19 protein-coding genes are annotated in these 19,505 nt (G+C 45.4%); 17 read left to right on the top strand and 2 right to left on the bottom strand.

Annotated elements, in window-relative coordinates:
- The 4 genes from B0H50_RS13265 to B0H50_RS03525 all read left to right on the top strand — a co-directional run.
- Nucleotides 1–518: FISUMP domain-containing protein (locus B0H50_RS13265; RefSeq protein ID WP_269843922.1), on the top strand; the 518-nt coding region annotated here is incomplete at its 5' end.
- 40 nt (nt 519–558) lie between these two features.
- Nucleotides 559–1,233, top strand: coding sequence for an FISUMP domain-containing protein (locus B0H50_RS03535; protein WP_106197870.1), 675 nt, complete (start codon nt 559–561; stop codon nt 1,231–1,233).
- A 2-nt stretch (nt 1,234–1,235) separates the two neighbouring features.
- A complete protein-coding gene (locus B0H50_RS03530; protein WP_158256429.1) occupies nt 1,236–1,892 on the top strand; it encodes an FISUMP domain-containing protein in 657 nt (218 codons plus the stop codon).
- A gap of 26 nt (nt 1,893–1,918) precedes the next feature.
- Complete coding sequence (locus B0H50_RS03525; RefSeq protein ID WP_109587256.1) at nt 1,919–2,560, top strand: hypothetical protein; 642 nt, start codon at nt 1,919–1,921, stop codon at nt 2,558–2,560.
- 3 nt (nt 2,561–2,563) lie between these two features.
- On the opposite strand, the gene B0H50_RS03520 is transcribed toward B0H50_RS03525, so the two are convergent.
- Nucleotides 2,564–3,610, bottom strand: a complete 1,047-nt coding sequence (locus tag B0H50_RS03520; RefSeq protein ID WP_106197867.1) for a GGDEF domain-containing protein — start codon at nt 3,608–3,610, stop codon at nt 2,564–2,566.
- Between the two features lie 279 nt (nt 3,611–3,889).
- Between B0H50_RS03520 and pta the strand changes: the two genes are divergently transcribed.
- From pta to B0H50_RS03490, 7 genes are all read left to right on the top strand, one after another.
- A complete protein-coding gene (pta, locus tag B0H50_RS03515) occupies nt 3,890–5,323 on the top strand; it encodes a phosphate acetyltransferase (RefSeq protein ID WP_106197936.1) in 1,434 nt (477 codons plus the stop codon).
- Between the two features lie 164 nt (nt 5,324–5,487).
- On the top strand, nt 5,488–6,300 hold the full coding sequence (locus B0H50_RS03510) for a hypothetical protein (RefSeq protein ID WP_106197866.1): 813 nt from the start codon (nt 5,488–5,490) through the stop codon (nt 6,298–6,300).
- A gap of 17 nt (nt 6,301–6,317) precedes the next feature.
- A complete protein-coding gene (locus tag B0H50_RS03505; protein ID WP_106197865.1) occupies nt 6,318–7,031 on the top strand; it encodes a response regulator transcription factor in 714 nt (237 codons plus the stop codon).
- Nucleotides 7,032–7,069: 38 nt separating this feature from the next.
- Nucleotides 7,070–8,833, top strand: a complete 1,764-nt coding sequence (locus B0H50_RS03500; protein ID WP_233244490.1) for a sensor histidine kinase — start codon at nt 7,070–7,072, stop codon at nt 8,831–8,833.
- Between the two features lie 106 nt (nt 8,834–8,939).
- A complete protein-coding gene (locus tag B0H50_RS03495) occupies nt 8,940–10,286 on the top strand; it encodes an ATP-dependent 6-phosphofructokinase (RefSeq protein WP_106197863.1) in 1,347 nt (448 codons plus the stop codon).
- Nucleotides 10,287–10,334: 48 nt separating this feature from the next.
- Nucleotides 10,335–10,478, top strand: a complete 144-nt coding sequence (locus B0H50_RS13260; protein ID WP_158256428.1) for a hypothetical protein — start codon at nt 10,335–10,337, stop codon at nt 10,476–10,478.
- 8 nt (nt 10,479–10,486) lie between these two features.
- Nucleotides 10,487–11,233, top strand: a complete 747-nt coding sequence (locus tag B0H50_RS03490; protein WP_109587255.1) for a hypothetical protein — start codon at nt 10,487–10,489, stop codon at nt 11,231–11,233.
- A gap of 3 nt (nt 11,234–11,236) precedes the next feature.
- On the opposite strand, the gene B0H50_RS03485 is transcribed toward B0H50_RS03490, so the two are convergent.
- Nucleotides 11,237–12,538 carry a replication-associated recombination protein A gene (locus tag B0H50_RS03485; protein ID WP_109587254.1) on the bottom strand — a complete coding sequence of 434 codons (1,302 nt, stop codon included), beginning with the start codon at nt 12,536–12,538 and terminating at the stop codon, nt 11,237–11,239.
- 637 nt (nt 12,539–13,175) lie between these two features.
- Here B0H50_RS03485 and B0H50_RS03475 point away from each other — a divergent pair.
- The 6 genes from B0H50_RS03475 (at nt 13,176) to nuoF (ending at nt 19,501) form a co-directional block, all read left to right on the top strand.
- The gene (locus B0H50_RS03475; protein WP_146193667.1) at nt 13,176–14,546 is read left to right on the top strand and encodes a hypothetical protein; all 1,371 of its coding nucleotides are present in this window, start codon (nt 13,176–13,178) and stop codon (nt 14,544–14,546) included.
- A 66-nt stretch (nt 14,547–14,612) separates the two neighbouring features.
- Entirely contained in the window at nt 14,613–15,257 is a 645-nt protein-coding gene (nuoB, locus tag B0H50_RS03470) for an NADH-quinone oxidoreductase subunit NuoB (protein WP_106197858.1), read from the top strand.
- The gene (locus B0H50_RS03465; RefSeq protein WP_106197857.1) at nt 15,257–15,910 is read left to right on the top strand and encodes an NADH-quinone oxidoreductase subunit C; all 654 of its coding nucleotides are present in this window, start codon (nt 15,257–15,259) and stop codon (nt 15,908–15,910) included. The genes nuoB and B0H50_RS03465 overlap by 1 nt, the downstream gene beginning before the upstream one ends.
- Nucleotides 15,907–17,100 carry an NADH-quinone oxidoreductase subunit D gene (locus tag B0H50_RS03460; RefSeq protein ID WP_106197856.1) on the top strand — a complete coding sequence of 398 codons (1,194 nt, stop codon included), beginning with the start codon at nt 15,907–15,909 and terminating at the stop codon, nt 17,098–17,100. Before B0H50_RS03465 ends, B0H50_RS03460 begins: the two co-directional genes overlap by 4 nt.
- Nucleotides 17,097–18,188 (top strand): NADH-quinone oxidoreductase subunit NuoE family protein, encoded by a 1,092-nt coding sequence (locus tag B0H50_RS03455; protein ID WP_109587251.1) that lies wholly within the window; start codon nt 17,097–17,099, stop codon nt 18,186–18,188. The genes B0H50_RS03460 and B0H50_RS03455 overlap by 4 nt, the downstream gene beginning before the upstream one ends.
- Nucleotides 18,189–18,190: 2 nt before the next feature.
- Entirely contained in the window at nt 18,191–19,501 is a 1,311-nt protein-coding gene (nuoF, locus tag B0H50_RS03450; RefSeq protein ID WP_106197854.1) for an NADH-quinone oxidoreductase subunit NuoF, read from the top strand.
- Nucleotides 19,502–19,505: the final 4 nt, after the last annotated feature.

The raw sequence follows: 19,505 nt of genomic DNA, 5'->3' as shown, positions 1-19,505 counted from the left end.
ACGGACAAGTTTACAAATATACGACGATAGGCGATCAAATTTGGATGGCGGAAAATTTGAAATATAATGCAGAATATAGCGTTTGTTACGATAGCTTAAACGGATTTTGCGATACTTACGGACGCTTTTATTCTTTGCAAAAAAATGGCGACGGCTTAGCAGAACTCGATGAAAATTTAGTCGCAAGCGTATGTCCTGCAGGTTGGCATGTGCCTTCGCTTGCCGAATGGGAAACGATGATAAATGAAGTGGGTGGAATGAATAATAAAGAATCGGCTAAAGTAATAAAAAAAGAAAATTCTTGGGAGTGGGGTAAAACTCCAAACAACCAATGTGGCTTTTCTGCTATACCTGCCGGAGCTTATTTTGATGACAGTTTTCAAGTTTATTTAGACTTTGATGCTTTTTTCTGGACAACAACACCGAGATATGAATATTATTATTCGATTCATGTAGAAAATGAAATTTCGTTGTCAGTAAATTTTGCTCGCATGTCACTCCGTTGCGTTAAGGATTAGAAAAATTTTAACCTGGGAACTTTTTCACTAAGGAAAATTTATGCAATTTATTTTGAGGTTTGGACTGTTGGCGATTTGCCTTTGGGCGGTTGCATGCTCCGAAAATAGCAGCAGCGCAAGCGACTTTGATGCGGCGAGCATTTGTCCGGAAAATTTACGCGGCACATTTATCGATGACCGCGACGGACAAGTTTACAAATATACGACGATTGGCAATCAAATTTGGATGGCGGAAAATTTAAATTACGATTCGCCACATAGTTATTGCTATGAAGGAATTGATAATTTCTGTGAAATCTTTGGAAGATTTTATTCTTTGATGAAAAATGAAGAATTTGGACAATTAGATTCAAATTTAGTAGCGTCCGTTTGTCCTACAGGTTGGAAAATTCCCTCAGAAGAGGATTGGGATATTCTTATTCAGGTAATGGGAAATGGTGATGAAGAGCTTGCGGCTGAAAGATTAAAAAGCCAAACATATTGGGGATATTTGCGTAAATCAGGAATAGATGCATGTGGCTTTAATGTATTACCTGCTGGATATGCATTAAATTTTGTAGCGCCAGAACGGTTTGGAATAGATGCAAATTTTGTATCTACGCCGAATTTTAATAGTGATGTAGATTATTATAATCGTAATATTTATGTTGAAAGTAGTGTGGGATATGTAAATCTGTTAGGGGGTAAAATTTCCATTCGCTGCATTAAGGAGTAATGATGAAAAAGTTTTTTGGAATTTTTATGCTCACAGTTATGTCGATTTTCATTTTTGCCTGTTCGGATTCAAGCGCTGGATTTTCTGCAGGAGATGTTTGCCCGGAAAGTGGCCGCGGCACATTTATCGATGAGCGCGATGGACAAGTTTACAAATATACGACGATAGGCGATCAAATTTGGATGGCGGAAAATTTGAAATATAATGCAGAATATAGCGTTTGTTACGATAGCTTAAACGGATTTTGCGATACTTACGGACGCTTTTATTCTTTGCAAAAAAATGGCGACGGCTTAGCAGAACTCGATGAAAATTTAGTCGCAAGCGTATGTCCTGCTGGTTGGCATGTGCCATCTCTTGCTGAATGGGATATTCTAGTTAATGAAATTGGGGACGGATATAATCAGAAATCAGCAAATCGACTTCGTAATGATTCCATTTCAAGTAGTTATAGAACAGGAAATGATGAATGTGGATTTTCTGCTTTATTAGGTGGTGCATATATTGGAAAAAATCATATTGAATTTTATAAATTTGATGCCCTTTTTTGGACATCCACTCCGATGTCAGATGGGATGATTTATTCCGTTAAAATTGAACAAGATATAACGCCTTTCAATAGTTTATATCGCATGTCACTCCGTTGCGTGAAGGATTAGAAAAACCTAAAAATAGGAGGAAAAAAATGAAACAAATTCTGTTGTGGATTGCCCTTTTGATGGGCGTTTCAAATGCTTTAACTTTGGAAAAAGTAAAAGCGGAATTGTGTGAAAATTCGATTCCAAAAGATTCATTGGAATTGAGTTTGGAAGTGAGCATGCAATCCGATGCGATTCCGACTTCGCAGACGATGAAAATTTTGCATGTGCAAAAAGGAGCGGATAAAATTTATTCCGAAATGAAAACGCCACTTGTGGAAACGCGGACAATTATTCATCATCAAAAAATGAAAACGGTTGATCTAAAAACAAAACAAGTGAAAATTTCAAATTATACAGGTGAACTTTTAGAAACGCAGAAATACGCTCTCTTTAATCCGCTAGATTCGGGAAAGTGGCAAGAACCGCAAAAAATTACGGATGACATTTATCAAATTCGCGGCGATTCGGCGGTTGTATTTTACAATGCCAAAAAGAAACGCTTTGAAAAATTGGAAACGCAAAATGCGGAAAGTTCGAGTCAAATGGAATTTGTTTACGATGCGAATGATCAACTGAAACGGGTGACGATTAAAATTCTCGCAGCAGGAATTGAAACGGCATTGAACATTGAAATTTTATCGCTTCGCAATTCCAAAGAATTTCCCGATAAATTATTTGACATTTAGCGATTATTCGCGGAAGCCTCGTTGTGCGACGCCAAATTTGGAATAATATTCTGATTTGGCGGTGTACATATTGGATTCGGCGGACTTAATCAATTCGCTAATGTCGAGATTTTCTGCGGGCGCAGTAAAGTAACCGCAGGCAACATGATAATTTTGGGATTTGACTTGTTGAACACATTTTTGAATTTTTTGCGCAATCGTCGAATTATTCGAATCCATTGCAAAGGCGACATATTCATCGCCGCCAATGCGATAAGTGTGATTTTTCCCGAAACGCATTTGAAATTCTTTCGCAATAAATCGGAGCATTTTATCGCCGGCTTCGTGCCCTTTTTGATTATTGAGAGTGTGGAGTCCGTTGACATCGATGTAAATGCACGATAAAGTTTTCGTGCAAAGACTCGGATAATTTTTCAGTTGCGTTTCGTAACAGTTGCGGTTTAAAAGTCCGGTCAGTTGATCTTCGTTGGCGATGCGAGCGGTTTTGAATTTTAAAATCTGATTTTGCATCATCGTTTTCATAATGTACGTTGATAAAACAATACTGCCTGCACCAAAAACGGTAGCGTTCAAAACATCGCCGAAGACGACATTCGGACTTTCTACTTGCACGACTAAAAAAATGAATAAAGAAACGAAGAGTAAAATTTGAGCGATGGCGACAATCGGTCGACGTAAAAATAAAATGGGAAGAGTGAGAATGAAGGCGACAAAGGATGTAGAATATTCGGTGGGATTTAAAAAGACGCCTAAAATAATTCCATAAATTAAAAGCGAGGACAAAAATAATTCAATCGTTAGATTTAAAAGAAAGGGGCGAGTTTGGGTAAAGTGATGATTGATGAGCGCTAAAACGCCTTCGATGAGCAACAAGGAAATGTAAATTTTTCGTTGTTCGATGAGCTCGGAATTGGTCAGAGCGAAAATGGAAAGAACGGCGAGAAATGCGATGACGATATGCAGGAAAAATAAAAGCCGACTGCGATTGCTTCTTTGAATATCGGCGTTCACAAGAATTGTGTCTTCACGCTTCGCACCGGCGTAGAGCATCAGATTTTTAAATCTGATTCAGCATATCAATCCCGATTTGAATATAAAAAATTAAACGCTATTTTGAAACTTTTGCTTAAATTTTTCTACTATCCTTAATGAATTTGTGCGATTTATTAAGGTGAAATTTCTTGCTTGCAGCTATTAAAAAATTAATCAATTTACGCTTCGTTTGCAGTTCTCACAAAATGAGCTTTTACAGATGAAAATTTTTTGAATTGATATGCATTTTTGCATTTTGAATTAGCTATAATAATGAAAAACTCAATGGAGAAGAAAATGAAACATGTTTTTTTGGTTGCGCCAGCAGCCGCTGGAATTGACCTTGCGAAAGCAGCAGGTTCTGTTCTCGAAATTGTGAAAAAAGAAGCCGCCTCTGTGGCGTCTTTTGCTGCGTCGGAAAAGGTTCCGGCTGCGTTGCGTTCTGTCGAAGCGGATGCTGCGATGGAAGAATTGGTGGGAATTGTGCAGGAATCTTCGGCAGAAGCGCTTGTCGTTACCGGCGTTTCGTTTGCCGAAAGCGCCCGCGCTGAATGGGTGAATATTCAAATCGCTGCGGCTTTGGATGCCGATGTTATTCTCGTCGCCGATTCGGATGAAGCCGGCGCTCTTGTTGCTGCGGATTTTACGTTGCAAAAAGCTCGCGTCGCATTTGTTTGCGCAGACGGCGATTCGATGAACGCAGAAGCGGTGAAAAAAATTCTCGCATCCGAAACGGAACATCGCATTTCGCAGGCAGAATTCCGTCGCAATTTGTTGAAGCTCGCTTCGCGGAATTTAAAACGCATTGTGCTTCCGGAAGGCGCCGAACCGCGCACTCTCAAAGCTGCCGTCGAAGTTTACGAACGGAAAATCGCAATCCCCGTTTTGATTGCGAAAAAGTCCGATGTCGAAGCCGAAGCTGCTCGCCAGAATTTGACAATTCCTGCTGGTTTTGAAATCATTGAACCGTCCGCAGAATTGGCCGAAAAATATGTGCCGCTTTTGGTGGAACTCCGTAAAGCAAAAGGCATGACCGAAGAAAAAGCGCGCTTGACTTTGCAAGATCCGGTTTTCCTCGGCACGATGATGTTAAAAAAGAACGAAGTCGATGGTCTTGTCTCGGGCGCCGTGCACTCGACCGCTGATACCGTTCGTCCCGCTTTGCAAGTAATTAAATGCGCTCCGGGAGTGAAGTCGATTAGCTCGGTCTTCTTTGTTTGCTTGCCGTCGCAGACATATGTCTTTGGCGATTGCGCAATCAATTTGAACCCGACTTCCGAAGAATTAGCGGGCATCGCTATTCAGAGTTACGATACGGCAAAGGCTTTCAATATTCCGGCTCGCGTTGCGATGCTCAGCTACGGCACCGGGAAAAGTGGCAAAGGCGACGATGTGGAATTGGTCGTCAATGCGACGCAGGCAATTCGCGCAGCTCGCCCCGATATTCCGGTGGATGGACCGCTGCAGTATGATGCGGCGACGACGGAAAATGTGGCAAAGCTCAAAGCGCCGGAAAGCGCTATTGCGGGCAAAGCAACCGTTTGCATTTTCCCCGACCTTTCTGCGGGAAATATTTGTTACAAAGCGGTGCAACGTTCGGCTCCGGGCGTAATCGCTGTCGGTCCGATGCTTCAAGGTCTTGCAAAACCGGTGAACGATCTTTCTCGCGGCGCGCTCGTTGAAGATATCGTTTACACGATTGCATTAACTTCGATTCAAGCGCAAGCATAAAAGGAAAAGCAGTCTAGAAAAACGCCCCCATTGCGGGGCGTTTTTTAATGCAAAAAATGTGACAAATTTGGCGAAGAATGCGGATAAATGCAAAAAATATTTTCGTTTTTTAACATTTTAATATAGTTTGGGGGTAACCCTTACCCTATTTAGGAGTTCTCGGTATGAATTTGAAACTGCTTGCAGCGGCTTTTGCGCTGTGCATTTCGCCGTCTTTCGCTTTGATCGGTATTGGCTTTCATTATGCGCCGAATTTTGGAACGAGTATGGATGCGGTTCAAAATGAACATTTGATGAATTTATCGGGATCCGATGCCGATGGCAAAGCAACTTCTCTCGGCAGCGTCGAATATCGTCACGGCTCGTTTAGCAGTTTACAGGGTTTTGGTTTAAAACTGTGGATTGATTTCCTCCCGATTATCGATGTCGAAGCGACTTATAACTTGCAGTGGGGTTCTTACAGTTCTTCGCTCACGATAAAAGGTCCCGATGGCGCCATTAAAAATGAACAAGACATTGAACTCGAATTTGATGGGGTGCCGTTCGGCAAAGCTTCGCCGAAATTTATTGCGATGAACGGCGACATTTCAATTACTTATCCGATTACTTGCCTCCCTATTATTCGTCCGTATATCGGCGGCGGCATTACCTATTATTTGAGCACGCCGGTGATGACGACGAAGTATATCAAGAAATATACCGATAAAATTACAGGGGATTTGCAAACGGCACTCGCTAGCGGAACGGTGACTCCGGATCAAATGAAGCAACTCGCGAGCGACCTTTCGGATGAATTGCAAGATGAAGGTTTGAATACGAATCTCGGCGGACACATTCTCGTGGGTGTGCGCGCCAAGTTGCCGATTATTCCGATTGCGGCTTACATTAACGGAAAGTATTACTTTGGTATCGATTATGATTCCGAAGTGGATGCTTCATCGTTCGTCATGGAAGCAGGCGTTGGATTTGCCCTTTAATTTCTCGGAGTTTTCGCATGGATAAGAAAAATACGAATTTAACCATCCTCGTCATCGAAGACGAAATTGCGATTGCAGAAGGTCTTGTCGATCTTTTGGAATTTCAAGGTTATCATGTGAAGCATGTCGCCGACGGCATTTCGGGATTGAACGAAGGCTTAAGCGGAATGTATGGGCTTATCCTTTTGGATTTAATGCTCCCGGGAATGGATGGTTTTACCGTTTGCGATAAAATCCGCGAAAAAGATAAAGATGTGCCGATTATTATTCTTTCGGCGAAGAATACGGATAAAGATATCATCGATGGACTGAAATATGGCGCAGACGATTATGTGCCAAAGCCGTTTGCGGTGCCGATGTTACTCGCTCGCATCGAAGCAGTACTTCGCCGTTCGCGTCAGGTGATGGAAAGCGATGGAAAATTGGTTGCAGGAAATCTCCGCGTGAGCTTCCGCGAATATAACGGTTTCCGCGGTTCGGAAAAGCTTTCGTTTACCCGCAAAGAAATTGAAATTTTGGAATATTTGTGGGCGAATCGCGACCGCGCTGTGCCGCGTGCAGAACTTTTGAACAAAGTCTGGGGCTACGAAAACGCAGAAAATGTCGATACGCGGACGGTGGATATTCACATTACAAAGCTCCGCAAAAAAATTGAAGATGATCCGGCGCATCCGTGCTTGCTCGTAACATTCCGCGGAGAAGGTTATCAACTGCGAGAAACACCGGACTGATGAACCGGCTCAAGCTCATTTTTACGTTTTTATTTTTAGTGATCGCGATTCCCGTCGCGATCCTTTTAGTCAATTCGTATAAACATTTTGAAACGGAATCGCAATACGCGTATAAGGAACAAGCGTATTTTATTTTGCAAATGCTCAATCAGCGTATTTACGATGATTTAGCAGTGGAAGAGCAACGTTCTTATTCGGAATATCGTTTTATTCGGGCGGTTCCCATTATCGGCGGCGAAGAAGTGACGATTTCAAAGCTCGCGGAAATGCCGATTCGCAGTCATTACGGTGGAATGATTGGCTACTTTCAGCTCGATCCCGATGGCGGTATGCACACGCCCGTTCTTCCCGATGGCATTTTGGAAAAAATTCCCGTTGAAGATCGCACAAAACGAGAAATTGTCCGCGACAGCATTCAGAATGTGTTAAAGCAGTTGGGAATTCACAACGAAGGCTTAAGCCGAACTCAAGTGCAAGCGAGTACGCAGGACAGTTTGGATAGGCTTTATGGAAAAAATTTAAAGCTCGCTGTGAAATTAAATGATTCCAAAAAATTTCAGCGGCGTTACGAACAAAGTTCGCAGACAGAAAGTTTTTTATTCGATGTCGAATCAGCGCGCATCCGGCGCATTTCGGAAAATGGAGTGGAAGAAACCGAAGACGATTCCATTCAAATTCCGAATATTTTAGAAGTGGAAATCGATCCGTTCCAAGCCAAGTTTAATGAGAATTACATTGTTTATTATCGCAATGTGTGGCGGAATAATGAACAATTTATTCAAGGTTACGCAGTGCGCGTGCGGCAATATCTCGAAAATTTAGTCGTCAACGAATTACAATTTAATCCTGCGGAACAAGGAATTACTCTCGAATTCGGTAGCCGTCAAAAATCATTTGTGACATTTGGATCGAAGGCGAATACGCGCGGCATTTTGCTTGAAATTCCGCTGCAATTTCCGTTAAACGAAATGCAGCTCACGGTGCATTTGACCGAAGACAGTTCGAGTCGCAGTAGCGTCTTTTTAATCGTCATTGGATTCATTATGTTTGCAGCTCTCGCGGGCGGTTTCATCGCAGTCTATCGTTCGACGAAAAGCCAACTGGCGTTAGCGAATAAACGACAGGACTTTGTTTCGGCGGTGAGTCATGAATTAAAAACTCCGCTGACGGCGATTCGTATGTATGCGGAATTGCTTCAAAATTCTTGGGTTGCCAATGAACAAAAACGGCAAAAATATTACGGTTTAATCGTGAGCGAAACAGAGCGCTTGTCGCGCTTAATTCAAAATGTGCTCAATCTTTCGAAGCTTGAACGTGGCAACTGGAATGTGCAATTTACGAAAATCAATCCGAAGACAATTCTCGATAATTTCGTCGCAACTTATGCGCAAAATGTGGAAAAGAACGGATTCGATTTGACGGTGACAAGCGACATTTGCAATTTGCAGTTAATGCTCGACAAAGATGCGGTCATGCAAATCTTGATGAACGTCGTGGACAATTCGCTGAAATTTGCCCGCGAATCTTCGTATAAAATGATTGCTCTCGAATTGCGCGTTACCGAAAACGATGTTTATTTTGTTGTCCGCGATTACGGACCTGGAATTCCGCAGAAAGAAATGCATCACGTCTTCGAAGAATTTTACCGCGTCGGCAATGAAATGACTCGGACGACGGCGGGCACGGGCATCGGACTTTCGATGGTGAAAAAACTTTGCGATAAAACGAATATGAAAATTGAAATTGAAAATGCAAATCCAGGATTGCGCACAAAATTGCATTTGCCGTTAATCAACATTTAAGAAACATTTTTGATTCATTCAGCGCTTAAATTTTTCGTTCTTAACGCTTAGAATAGTTCCTTTTTTACACTCTTTTGCTAAATTGAGAAAAGAAAGCGAGGCTTTTATGACCAAAGAAGATATTCTCGAAAATCCGGACAGCTACGATCTTTCCATCGAAACAGTTGGCAAGGCAACACTTGTTTCCCCGATGAAGGGACTCAAATTTGTCGATGATTCTAGGCGGGTGAGTCTCGCTACGGATGTCGACGCCTTGGAAAAATTTGTGAAACTCGGGAAAGCGATTCCTTCTTTGGAAGCGGCAGGTCCTCGTGAAATGATTTATCACGATCCGTCTTGGACGCGCGCTGCAATCGTGACTTGCGGCGGTCTTTGCCCGGGATTAAACAACGTGATTAAAAGTCTCGTTCGCGTGCTTTGGTTTGATTACGGTGTCCGCAATATTTTCGGAATTCCGTATGGTTACCGCGGACTCAATCCGGAATACGGTTATGCGCCGAAAATTTTAGACCCGGATATCGTTGACAACATTCAAGAAGACGGCGGAACAATCCTCGGCAGTTCTCGTGGAGAACAAAGCGCCGAAGTGATGGTCGATACGTTAATGCGTTTGAATATCAATATGCTCTTCTGCATCGGCGGCGATGGTACTCTCCGCGGCGCCCGCGATATTGCGAACGAAATCAAACGCAGACATCAACCGATTTCGGTCATCGGCATTCCGAAAACAATCGATAACGATTTGAACTTGGTCGATAGAACATTCGGTTTCGAAACGGCTGTGCTCGCAGCTTGTGCGGTGATTAACAGCGCTCACTGCGAAGCAAATGGCGCTTATAACGGCCTCGGTTTGGTAAAGCTTATGGGCCGCGACTCTGGATTTATCGCTGCAGACGCAGCACTTGCTACGACGGTGGTGAATTTCTGCTTAATCCCCGAAGTGCCTTTTAAATTGGAAGGCGAAGGCGGACTTTTCAACGCTCTTGAAAATCGTTATGCCATCGGAAAAACGCATGCGGTTGTCGTAGTCGCCGAAGGCGCTGGCCAACATTTGTTCAAAGGTCTTCCACAACGGAAAGATGCATCGGGCAATATTTTGAAATATGACATCGGCGATTATCTAGTCGAAAAAATCGATGAACATTTCAAAAAAATCGGCATGGAAATCAACATCAAATATTTTGATCCGAGTTATACCGTGCGCAGTATTCCCGCGAAAGGAACCGATGCGATTTTCTGCTATCAACTTGCAGAAAATGCTGTGCACGCTGCGATGGCGGGCAAGACGAATATGGTCGTCGGCAGCATGAATGGCAAATTTACTCACGTGCCAATCGATTTTGCGGTGAGCGAACGCCGTAAAATTAAACCGGATAGTCCGCTGTGGCACGCTGTTCTCGGTTCGACGCGTCAAATGGATTACTTTAACGGAAAACAAAAACGTAAAAAGTAATTTTTTGTAAGTTCGAATTTCTCGGAATTATTTTAACTTAGGTTCACTATGCTAAAAAAAGAAGAAAAAGTCATTATTCGCACCGCATTGATGGAATATCGCAACCTTCTTTTTAAGGCGTTTCACGGGACCGATGAAGAAAAAAGCCGCATTGCGTCGGTGAATAAACTTCTGCAGACCTGGAAAATTTAGCCTGAAATATGTTCCGCATTCTTGGTGTCGTCCTTTTGCTTGCGTGCTTTGCGTTAGCAAATCAAGATTTTGAAACCGGAAATTATTGGTTTAAAAATCGGGCGAAAAATTCCAAAAATGATCATGCGGATTCCTTGGTTGTCGAAAAGATGATCAATGCGTATAAACGCGCATTGAAAGATTCTAGCGTGCAAGAAAAAGCCGCAGAACAATTACTCTATGCGTATTACTTCAAAGGTTGTTACGCTGTTTTTAATCATGAAGTGCGATTAAAACTCTTTGCAGAATCCAAAAAATTCGGCGAAGATATGCACGCCAAATATCCGAAAAATAAGACGATTATGTCGCTATATGCGCAGAATCTTTCGCTTTGGGCGCGGGAATATGGTGCATGGCAAGCGGTAAAAGAAGGGGCAGCGAAGAAAGTCCGCGATCTTTCGACAGCGGCAGAAAATTGGCAATTTTTAGGGCGGGCGCATCAATTACTGCCATATGTTCCATTTTTGCTCAGTTGGCCGGATAAAGATTTAGCGGATAAATATTTGGTGATGGCGCACAAACAAGATCCCGCAGATATCAATACAATGTTATTTATCGCAGAACTTCGTTTAGATCAAAAGCGTTATCAAGAAGCGTTGGATTTAATCGATGCCGCGTTAAAGCGTGGCGTCCGCAATGACTTTGTCGTTGAAGACAAACGCACGCGTTGGAAATTGAAAGATTTGAAGAAAAAAGTCAAAGAAGAAATGCAATAAGCATTATTGCTTTGCATTGCGGGCAGCGGCAATCGCTTTTAATTCTTTTAAACGATCGGCGAGTTTCTTTTCTTTGCCATATTCTGTCGGCTGATAAATTTCGGTATGGGCGAGTTCTTTTGGCAAATGATCTTGGGCGGAATAAGCATCGGGGCTATCGTGATCGTAGCGGTAGCCGTTGCCGTAGCCGAGTTGTTCTCCGACTTTGGTTACCGAATTGCGAAAAGCTTTGGGAACGGGTAATGTTCCTGTTTGCTTAATGAGCGCATCGGCTTTCATTCCGGCGAGTTCCACGCTATTGCTTTTCGGGGCGAGCGCTAAATAAATTGCGACTTCATCGAGTCCGATAAGACCTTCGGGAACGCCTAAAAAATCAAAAGCTTCTCGGGCTGCGTTGGCTAAGAGAATTGCATTCGGGTCGGCAAGTCCGATGTCTTCCATCGCCATGCGGATAAGTCGGCGTAAAATAAACCGCGGATCTTCTCCGCCTTGAATCATGCGGTGCAGCCAATAAACAGCAGCGTTGGGATCGCTTCCGCGGACGGATTTGTGCAGCGCAGAAATTAAGTTGTAATGTTCTTCGCTCGATTTGTCGTAACGTAACGGCTTTCTGTATTGAATGGTTTCGAGAAGTTTTTCGTCGATGACTTTTTTTTCGCCGAGATTTTTTGCAATCCATTCGATTTGATTGAGCAAAAAACGCGCATCGCCATCGGCTTGGGCGACTAATTTGGCGATGATTTCGTCGGAAATTTCCACATCGCGAAGTTGAAGCCCGCGGGGATCTTCGCGGAGAGCGCGGAGGGTGAGCTTTGAAAGTTCTTCGGAAGAAAGCGGCGCAAATAGGATGAGTTGACAGCGGGAAAGGAGAGCGGAATTGACTTCGAATCCGGGATTTTCCGTCGTCGCCCCGATGAGGGTAACCGTTCCTTCTTCGACGGCTTTTAAAAGCGCATCTTGCTGGCTTTTGTTGAACCGATGAATTTCATCGATGAAAAGAATCGTGCCTTTGCCCAAGTCTTGATACGTTTTCGCTTCGGCTAAAACGCTTTTAACTTCTTTGACTCCGGATTCGACCGCTGACATGGCGACGAATCTTTTCTGGGTATTCAAATGAATAACGTTGGCTAAGCTCGTTTTTCCGCAGCCCGGAGGTCCCCAAAAAATCATGCTAGGAACGTTATCGGTTTCTACGCTGTGGCGTAACATGCTTTGCTCACCGAGAATTTTATTTTGCCCTAAAAAATCATCGAGAGAAGTCGGGCGCAGACGTTCGGCAAGAGGCTTTGCGGAGAAATCGTTCATAAATCAAAAATTAGAAATTAGGAATGAAGAGTGTAGAGAGTGGCGCGGCTTCGCCGTGCGGGTTTTAAGCGCGAAAAGGGAGTTTTTGGGGTGATTTTGTATTCCCGCGAAAGGAAAAATAGTGGTTAGTGATTAGTGGGCAGGGGTCGGAGGTTGGACATTTGCAAAATTTCACCTCCGGAGTTTCGATGAACAAATTTTGCAGGTAAAATGTTATCTCCGGAGTTCCGGAGAGCTTAGAAACGGTCGTTTCTACCTTCATCGGAGTGTCGGAGAACCTAGAGACGGTCGTTTCTACCTTCATCGGAGTGTCGGAGAACCTAGAAACGGTCGTCTCTACCTTCATCGGAGCGTCGGAGAACCTGGAGACGGTCGTTTCTACCTTCATCGGAGCGTCGGAGAGCCTAGAAACGGTCGTCGCTAGCCTCATCGGAGTGTCGAAGAACCTAGAAACGAGCGAAAATGAGGAATGAGTAATGAGGAATTAGGAATTTAGATGGTGGCGCGGCGCAGCCGCGCACACTCATGCCTAATTTCTCATTTTTTATATTCGTTTGGTGAAATTTTTACATCGGACTTTGCTTTTTCTCTTTCGCTTTCTCTTTTGTTTTCTGCTTCGGTTTTCGCGCAGACATTTTTGAATATCGCCGATTTTGGTGGCGTGGTAAATGATGGTGCGCCCGATGATGATGCGCTTCGGAAAGCGTTTGAAGAAGCGTTGCAAGTGCATGCGGCGGGAGTTTTTTTGCCCGCAGGAAATTGGCATTTTGAACAATCGATTTTTGTGCCGCGGGGAATGACTTTAAAGGGAAGTTACACGCGCCCGCACGTCGCCGAAAAAGAAGATTTAGAAGGCGCTGGAACGACGATAGAATGTTACGTCGGGAAAATTTCTGACGCAGAAAACATCGAAAAAAATCCGTGGGAATTTCCGTCATGCGTTTATTTGCAAGGTTCTTCGACATTAGAAGGCGTGAACATCGTTTATCCCGAACAAACAGACCCGCTGCATCCTATGCCGTATGCGTGGACGATTTTTTGCAATAGCGCATACGATGCAAATCAAGAGCCGACGGAAGCTGCTCGGTGCGCCGTTATCAATTCGACTCTCGTGAATTCTTACGCGGGAATTTTTATGGCGTGGGCATCGAACGATCATTTGATTCGCGGCGTGAATATGGCGGTATTTAAAAAGGGAATTGTCCTCGACGGCGTCACATCTCTCGGCGTCATCGAAAATGTGAATATTCACAATCAATACAGCTGGGCATTTTATCAGGTGAAGGCTTCGGATGCCGAAAAAACGGCGGCATTCGCCAAACGCGATTTGGAAAATTTGACGGGAATTGAAATTCATCGGGCGGATTGGGGATGGCTTTCGAACATTTTTGTAATTTATGCGAAAATGGGATTCGTTTTTAGCAAGTCTCTATCGGCGGATTCTTCGCAGTGGGAAATGGGGACGCGGGCTTTGCCTTCTCTCGATTTGGTAAATGTCGGCTGCGATTTGTGCGATGTCGCAATTCAAGCGGATTATGTGAACTCGGGAATTGGCGTCAATTTTACGAATGGAAATTTCCTCGGACGAGTGCTGGTGGGCGATGATTCGTATGGAAGCATTCGCTTTACCAATTCATTTTTTAGCTTCGGAATTGCAGCAAAAGATTCTCTCGCGGATCAATTTCAAATCGGGCGACATGCGACTTTGCAGATGACCAATTCCGAAGTGCTCACATTCCCGGCGGGAGTTCCGTTATGGCGGGGAAGCATCTTCCGAAATCGCGGCATTTTACAGCTAAACAATACGATTTTGGCGGTAACCGATACAAATTGGTTCGATATGGGACAATTTGTGCATCTAAAATCCGAAGAAAATGGCATTGCAACGGTGCAAAATATCGTGGGACGCGGTGTAGATTTTCGCTTTAAAACGACAGAAAAAGGGCGAATTCGCGCATCGGGCATCGAATTTGACACGGCGAATCGACAATACAATCCCCCGAAATAAGACTTCTGAAAAATCGTCGGCAGAAGATTTTCTAATTTTTCGCCCGACATTTACGAGGTATCGTCTATGGCAGCAGTTGAAGCCCAAGAAGCCAATTTCTTTACAACGAAACTTGACTTCATAGTCAACTGGGGACGCAAAAACTCCCTGTGGCCGTTCCCTTATGGAACGGCGTGTTGTGCTATTGAATTCATGAGTACGGAAACGAGTCCTTATGACCTTTCCCGAATCGGTTCTGAATACGTCCGTTTTACGCCGCGTCAGTCTGACGTGCTCGCGGTATCGGGGACGATTACTTATAAACAAGCTCCGATTCTTAAACGCATTTACGAACAGATGTCCGAACCGAAATGGGTGATTGCGATGGGCGCTTGCGCCACGTCGGGTGGTGTCTATGACTGCTACTGCACCGTTCCGGGAATGGATCATATCATTCCGGTCGATGTTTATATCGGCGGATGCCCGAGCCGTCCGGAAGCATTCTTCGATGCGATGTTCGAAATTCAAAAGAAAGTTTCGGATGAATCGTATATGAAGCAGCGCAAGGAACGTGTGCGTGAACAGTGGGAAGCGATTCAAGCAAAGACCGCTCAAGCTAAGGCGGAACTCGCTGAATATTCGCACGAAAAAGCCCGCGAAATCAAGGAAAAGGCCGAAAAATTGAAAACTTCTGCCATCCGCAAGGCTGAATTTTGGAAGGAGAATCCGTAATGGTCGCTTCTGAAGAAAATGTGAAAGAACCGGTTGTTGCGACTGCCGAAGCGCGTCAAGCATTTGAAGCAAGTGCTCTCGCCCTTCTCGAAAAGTTCGGCGCTACCCGTTCCGAAAAGAATCCGTGGACCCTTACCGCTGTAATCGATCGTTCGAATCTTCATGCGGCGGTCAAAACTCTCCGCGATGAACTCGGACTGGATATGTTGCTCGATATCGTCGGCATCGATTATTTGGGCTTTAAGGATTATACCGGACCTCGCTTTGCGGTTGAATATGTTTTCAAAAGTGTTTACGCACCGGCGAAGCGTTTAACTCTCAAGGTTTTTGTCGAAGAAGCCGACTTGAATATTCCGACGATTTCGGATCTTTACGAAATTGCGAATTGGCAAGAACGCGAAGTTTACGACCAATTTGGCGTGAATTTTGTGGGCCATCCGGATTTGCGCCGTTTGTTAAACCACGTGGAATTTGTGGGCCATCCGCTCCGCAAAGATTATCCGGCGCATCGTCGTCAATGGCTTTCGACGAACGATTATTTGTATCCCGCTCTCGAAAAGCGTTTGGAATCCAAAGGTTACCGCATTTTGGAACGCCCCGAAGAAATCCTTCCGGACGAAGTTGAATATCTGCAAGGGAGCATTAAGAAATGAAAGTTCTCACTCCTGATGGCGAAGAAAAAAATTTGATGGTGCTAAACATCGGTCCGTCGCATGGCGCGACTCACGGATGTTTGCGCTACATTAACGCTCTCGATGGCGAAAATATTGTGGCAATGGTCGGTGAAATCGGCTATTTGCACCGCGGATTTGAAAAGATGGCAGAACGCGGAACTTGGCAGCAAGTTCTTCCGCTGACCGACCGTTTGGATTACTGTTCGGCGATGATGAATAACTTCGCTTATTGCCGCGCTGCAGAACAAATGCTCGGCATCGAAATCCCGGAACGTGCAAAGGTTTTGCGCGTCATCGTGAACGAACTTTCCCGCATTGCAGATCACTTTATTTGCGTTGCTGCAGCCGCTCAAGATTTGGGCTCGACGACGGGATTCTTCTACTTATTCGATTCCCGTGAAATGACGATGCGCATTTGGGAAAAATTGACGGGCGCACGCCTTACGAACAGCTACGGACGTATCGGCGGCCTTTACCGCGATACTTACGAAGGCTTTGAAGAAGATGTTTTGCGCGTTTGCAAACAGGTCGAAAAGAACTTGCACGATGTGCACGCTTGCTTTGATCGGAACCGTATCTTCCTCGATCGTACTGTCGATGTGGGAAGCATTTCCCAAGAAAAGGCAATCAGTTTTGGTTGGACAGGTCCGTGTCTTCGCGCAACAGGCGTCGCAAGCGACCTCCGCAAAGATGAACCGTATTGGGATTACGAAACCTACGATTGGAATGTCGTTACCGGAACTCATGGCGATGTCTTTGACCGCTTGATGGTTCGTCTTGCGGAAGCAGAAGAATCGGTGAAGATTATTCGTCAGGCGTTGAAGCGCTTGGCGCCGGGTCCTGTGAACGTCGATGATCCGCGAATCCGCATTCCGTCGCACGAACGCGTTTACCAAGAAATGGAAGCGTTGGCGGGTCACTTTAAGAGCGTTTTGGAAGGCATTCGCATTCCGGCGGGCGAATATTATTCGGGCTCGGAAACAGCAAACGGTGAACTCGGATTTACTCTCATTTCCGATGGCTCGGGTCATCCTTGGCGCGTCAAAGTACGTCCGCCTTGCATGACGCAATTTGCTGCATTCCACGAACTAGTGGAAGGAAGCCTTATTGCAGACTCGATTGCAAACCTTTCGAGCATTAACATTATCGCGGGAGAATTGGACAGATGAGTATCATTAAAGGCGCCATTCAAGACGTTGCCAATAATACGCTTGCCTATACCCACGGCCCGACTCCGGTCGAAACTCTTCCGTCTCCGGCGGATCAAGTGGGTCACGCTAATCCGATTCAAAAGCAGCCGACTTGGGGCGAAATCGCTCCGAAGCTGGAAACGGCTGAAGTGAAAATTCGCGTTGCCGATTTGCTTTCCCGTTATCCGGTAAAGCAAGGGGCGCTTCTCGAAGTGCTTTGGGTTGCTCAAGATGCTATCGGTTGGCTTCCGCACGAAGCGATTCGTTGGGCTGCAGACATTTGCGAATGTTCCGCTCCGCACGCTTATGGCGTTTCCACTTTCTATACGATGTATAAGCATGTGCCGACAGGCCGCTTCCTTTTGCAGTTCTGCCATAACATTAGCTGCCACATCCGCGGTGCAGAAAGCATAATCGATTATGCCCGCAAAACATTGAATTTGAAGCCGGGCGAAACCACTCCGGACGGACTTTTCACCATTGTCGAAGTCGAATGCTTAGCGGCTTGCGGAAACGCGCCCGCGATGCTCGTGAACGACGATTATGCAACCGATGTTGAAAACGGCGAACTCGTGATGAAACCGGGAATTTGCTTAACACCGGAACGCTTTGACAAGATTCTCAAATGGTGCTACGAACGCGAAGAAAAGTTCCCGAAAGAACCTCCGCGCGAAGTTCTCGGCGGCATGGTAAAGGGTCACGGCGGACATCCGGGCGCACCGGGTGCTACTGCAAAACCGCAAGATCCGACTTATGCGCCGCCTTCTCCGGTTTTGGCTGTTGTCGCTCTCGTCGATGACAATGGTGCGACTTTAACCTGGAAAGGCGCTCCGGAATTTACCGAACTCACCGTCGAAAAGAATGTGAACGGTTCTTGGACCGAAGTCGGAAAACCGGGCGTAAAAGACAAAACGTTTGTGGATGCTGCAGGAAAAGTGGGCGATGAATATCGCATGATTGCAGTGAGCGGCGCTCGGACAGCAAAACCGTCTGCTGTGTCGAAGGCGAAGGCTGCGCCTCCTCCCGAAGCTCCGGCTGCAGCACAAGTCGCAGCAAAGAAGGTTTGATTATGCAAGAGTCGATGAAAGTTTGTACAGGAAATTTCGGAAAGCACGCTCAAAGCATTGAAGCCTACAAAAAGCTCGGCGGCTATTCGACGATTTCAAAGTCTCTTTTTGAAATGTCGCAGTTCGAAGTGATCGATCGCGTGCAACGCGCAGGTCTCCGCGGACGCGGCGGTGCAGGATTCCCGACGGGGATGAAGTGGAGCTTTGTTCCGCGGAATACGGGAAAGCCCGTTTACATCGTCGTGAACGCAGACGAAGGCGAAGGCGGAACTTATAAAGATCACTTCTTGCTTTTGGAAGATCCGCATCGTTTAATTGAAGGCTTGATTATCGCTGGCTGGGCGCTCGGAGCCCGCAGCGCTTACATCTATGCCCGCGGCGAATTTTTACCGTGCATCGAAAGCGTCAACAAAGCGCTCAACGAAGCGTATGCAGCCGGTTACCTCGGCGAAAATATTATGGGGACAAAATTCTCGTTTGATATTTTCGTTCACCGTGGCGCTGGCGCTTATATCTGCGGCGAAGAAACCGCACTGATCAACTCGCTCGAAGGTCAAAAAGGTCAGCCTCGTTTGAAGCCGCCTTTCCCCGCGGTCGCAGGTGCATGGGCATCGCCGACTTGCGTGAATAACGTCGAAACGATTATGTCGCTTCCGTGGATTTTCTCGCATCCGGTGGAAGAATACACGAAAATGGGAACACCTCGTGCGCACGGAACGAAAGTTTTCTGCGTGTCGGGAGATGTAAAACGTCCGGGCATTTACGAAGCTCCTCTCGGAACTCCGTTAATGGAAATGCTCACGAGCGAAGAATATTGTCAAGGAATCGTCGGAAAACTCAAAGGCGTCATTCCGGGTGGTTCTTCTTGCCCGCCGCTTCTTCCTGAAGAATGCGAAAATGCAACTCTTGACTACGAATGTATGGCGGCTCTCAAAACCATGTTTGGTTCGGGCGCAATTATCGTCTTTAACGATACGCATAACGCAGTCGATTTGTTGGATGTTCTCGGACATTTCTATTCTCACGAATCTTGTGGACAGTGCACTCCGTGCCGCGAAGGAACGGGATTTGCAAAGCGCGTTCTCGATTCAATCGTCGAAGGCAAGGGCCACGATGGCGATATCGAATTGCTGCAGCATATTTCGGCAGGTTTCGGTGGCACAACGATTTGCCCGCTGTCGATTTCTCTCGGCGGTCCTTTGAATGTTTACACGCGGAAATATCGCGCGGACTTCGAAGAATATATCGCTAAAAATCCGAATCATGCGGAACCCCGCTTGAGATCCACCGTTCGCTTGGGAGCATATTGGTAATCTT

The organism is Hallerella porci, from assembly GCF_003148885.1.
GTDB lineage: Bacteria > Fibrobacterota > Fibrobacteria > Fibrobacterales > Fibrobacteraceae > Hallerella > Hallerella porci.
Note: the sequence above shows the minus strand (reverse complement) of the source record. Positions and strands in the feature narration are given on the sequence as shown.

Bases quoted from the DNA above. Each gene is read 5' to 3' on its own strand.
- B0H50_RS03535 (WP_106197870.1), top strand. From the start codon at position 559: ATGCAATTTATTTTGAGGTTTGGACTGTTGGCGATTTGCCTTTGGGCG.
- B0H50_RS03530 (WP_158256429.1), top strand. From the start codon at position 1,236: ATGAAAAAGTTTTTTGGAATTTTTATGCTCACAGTTATGTCGATTTTC.
- B0H50_RS03525 (WP_109587256.1), top strand. From the start codon at position 1,919: ATGAAACAAATTCTGTTGTGGATTGCCCTTTTGATGGGCGTTTCAAAT.
- B0H50_RS03520 (WP_106197867.1), bottom strand. From the start codon at position 3,610: ATGCTCTACGCCGGTGCGAAGCGTGAAGACACAATTCTTGTGAACGCC.
- pta (WP_106197936.1), top strand. From the start codon at position 3,890: ATGAAACATGTTTTTTTGGTTGCGCCAGCAGCCGCTGGAATTGACCTT.
- B0H50_RS03510 (WP_106197866.1), top strand. From the start codon at position 5,488: ATGAATTTGAAACTGCTTGCAGCGGCTTTTGCGCTGTGCATTTCGCCG.
- B0H50_RS03505 (WP_106197865.1), top strand. From the start codon at position 6,318: ATGGATAAGAAAAATACGAATTTAACCATCCTCGTCATCGAAGACGAA.
- B0H50_RS03495 (WP_106197863.1), top strand. From the start codon at position 8,940: ATGACCAAAGAAGATATTCTCGAAAATCCGGACAGCTACGATCTTTCC.
- B0H50_RS13260 (WP_158256428.1), top strand. From the start codon at position 10,335: ATGCTAAAAAAAGAAGAAAAAGTCATTATTCGCACCGCATTGATGGAA.
- B0H50_RS03490 (WP_109587255.1), top strand. From the start codon at position 10,487: ATGTTCCGCATTCTTGGTGTCGTCCTTTTGCTTGCGTGCTTTGCGTTA.
- B0H50_RS03485 (WP_109587254.1), bottom strand. From the start codon at position 12,538: ATGAACGATTTCTCCGCAAAGCCTCTTGCCGAACGTCTGCGCCCGACT.
- nuoB (WP_106197858.1), top strand. From the start codon at position 14,613: ATGGCAGCAGTTGAAGCCCAAGAAGCCAATTTCTTTACAACGAAACTT.
- B0H50_RS03465 (WP_106197857.1), top strand. From the start codon at position 15,257: ATGGTCGCTTCTGAAGAAAATGTGAAAGAACCGGTTGTTGCGACTGCC.
- B0H50_RS03460 (WP_106197856.1), top strand. From the start codon at position 15,907: ATGAAAGTTCTCACTCCTGATGGCGAAGAAAAAAATTTGATGGTGCTA.
- B0H50_RS03455 (WP_109587251.1), top strand. From the start codon at position 17,097: ATGAGTATCATTAAAGGCGCCATTCAAGACGTTGCCAATAATACGCTT.
- nuoF (WP_106197854.1), top strand. From the start codon at position 18,191: ATGCAAGAGTCGATGAAAGTTTGTACAGGAAATTTCGGAAAGCACGCT.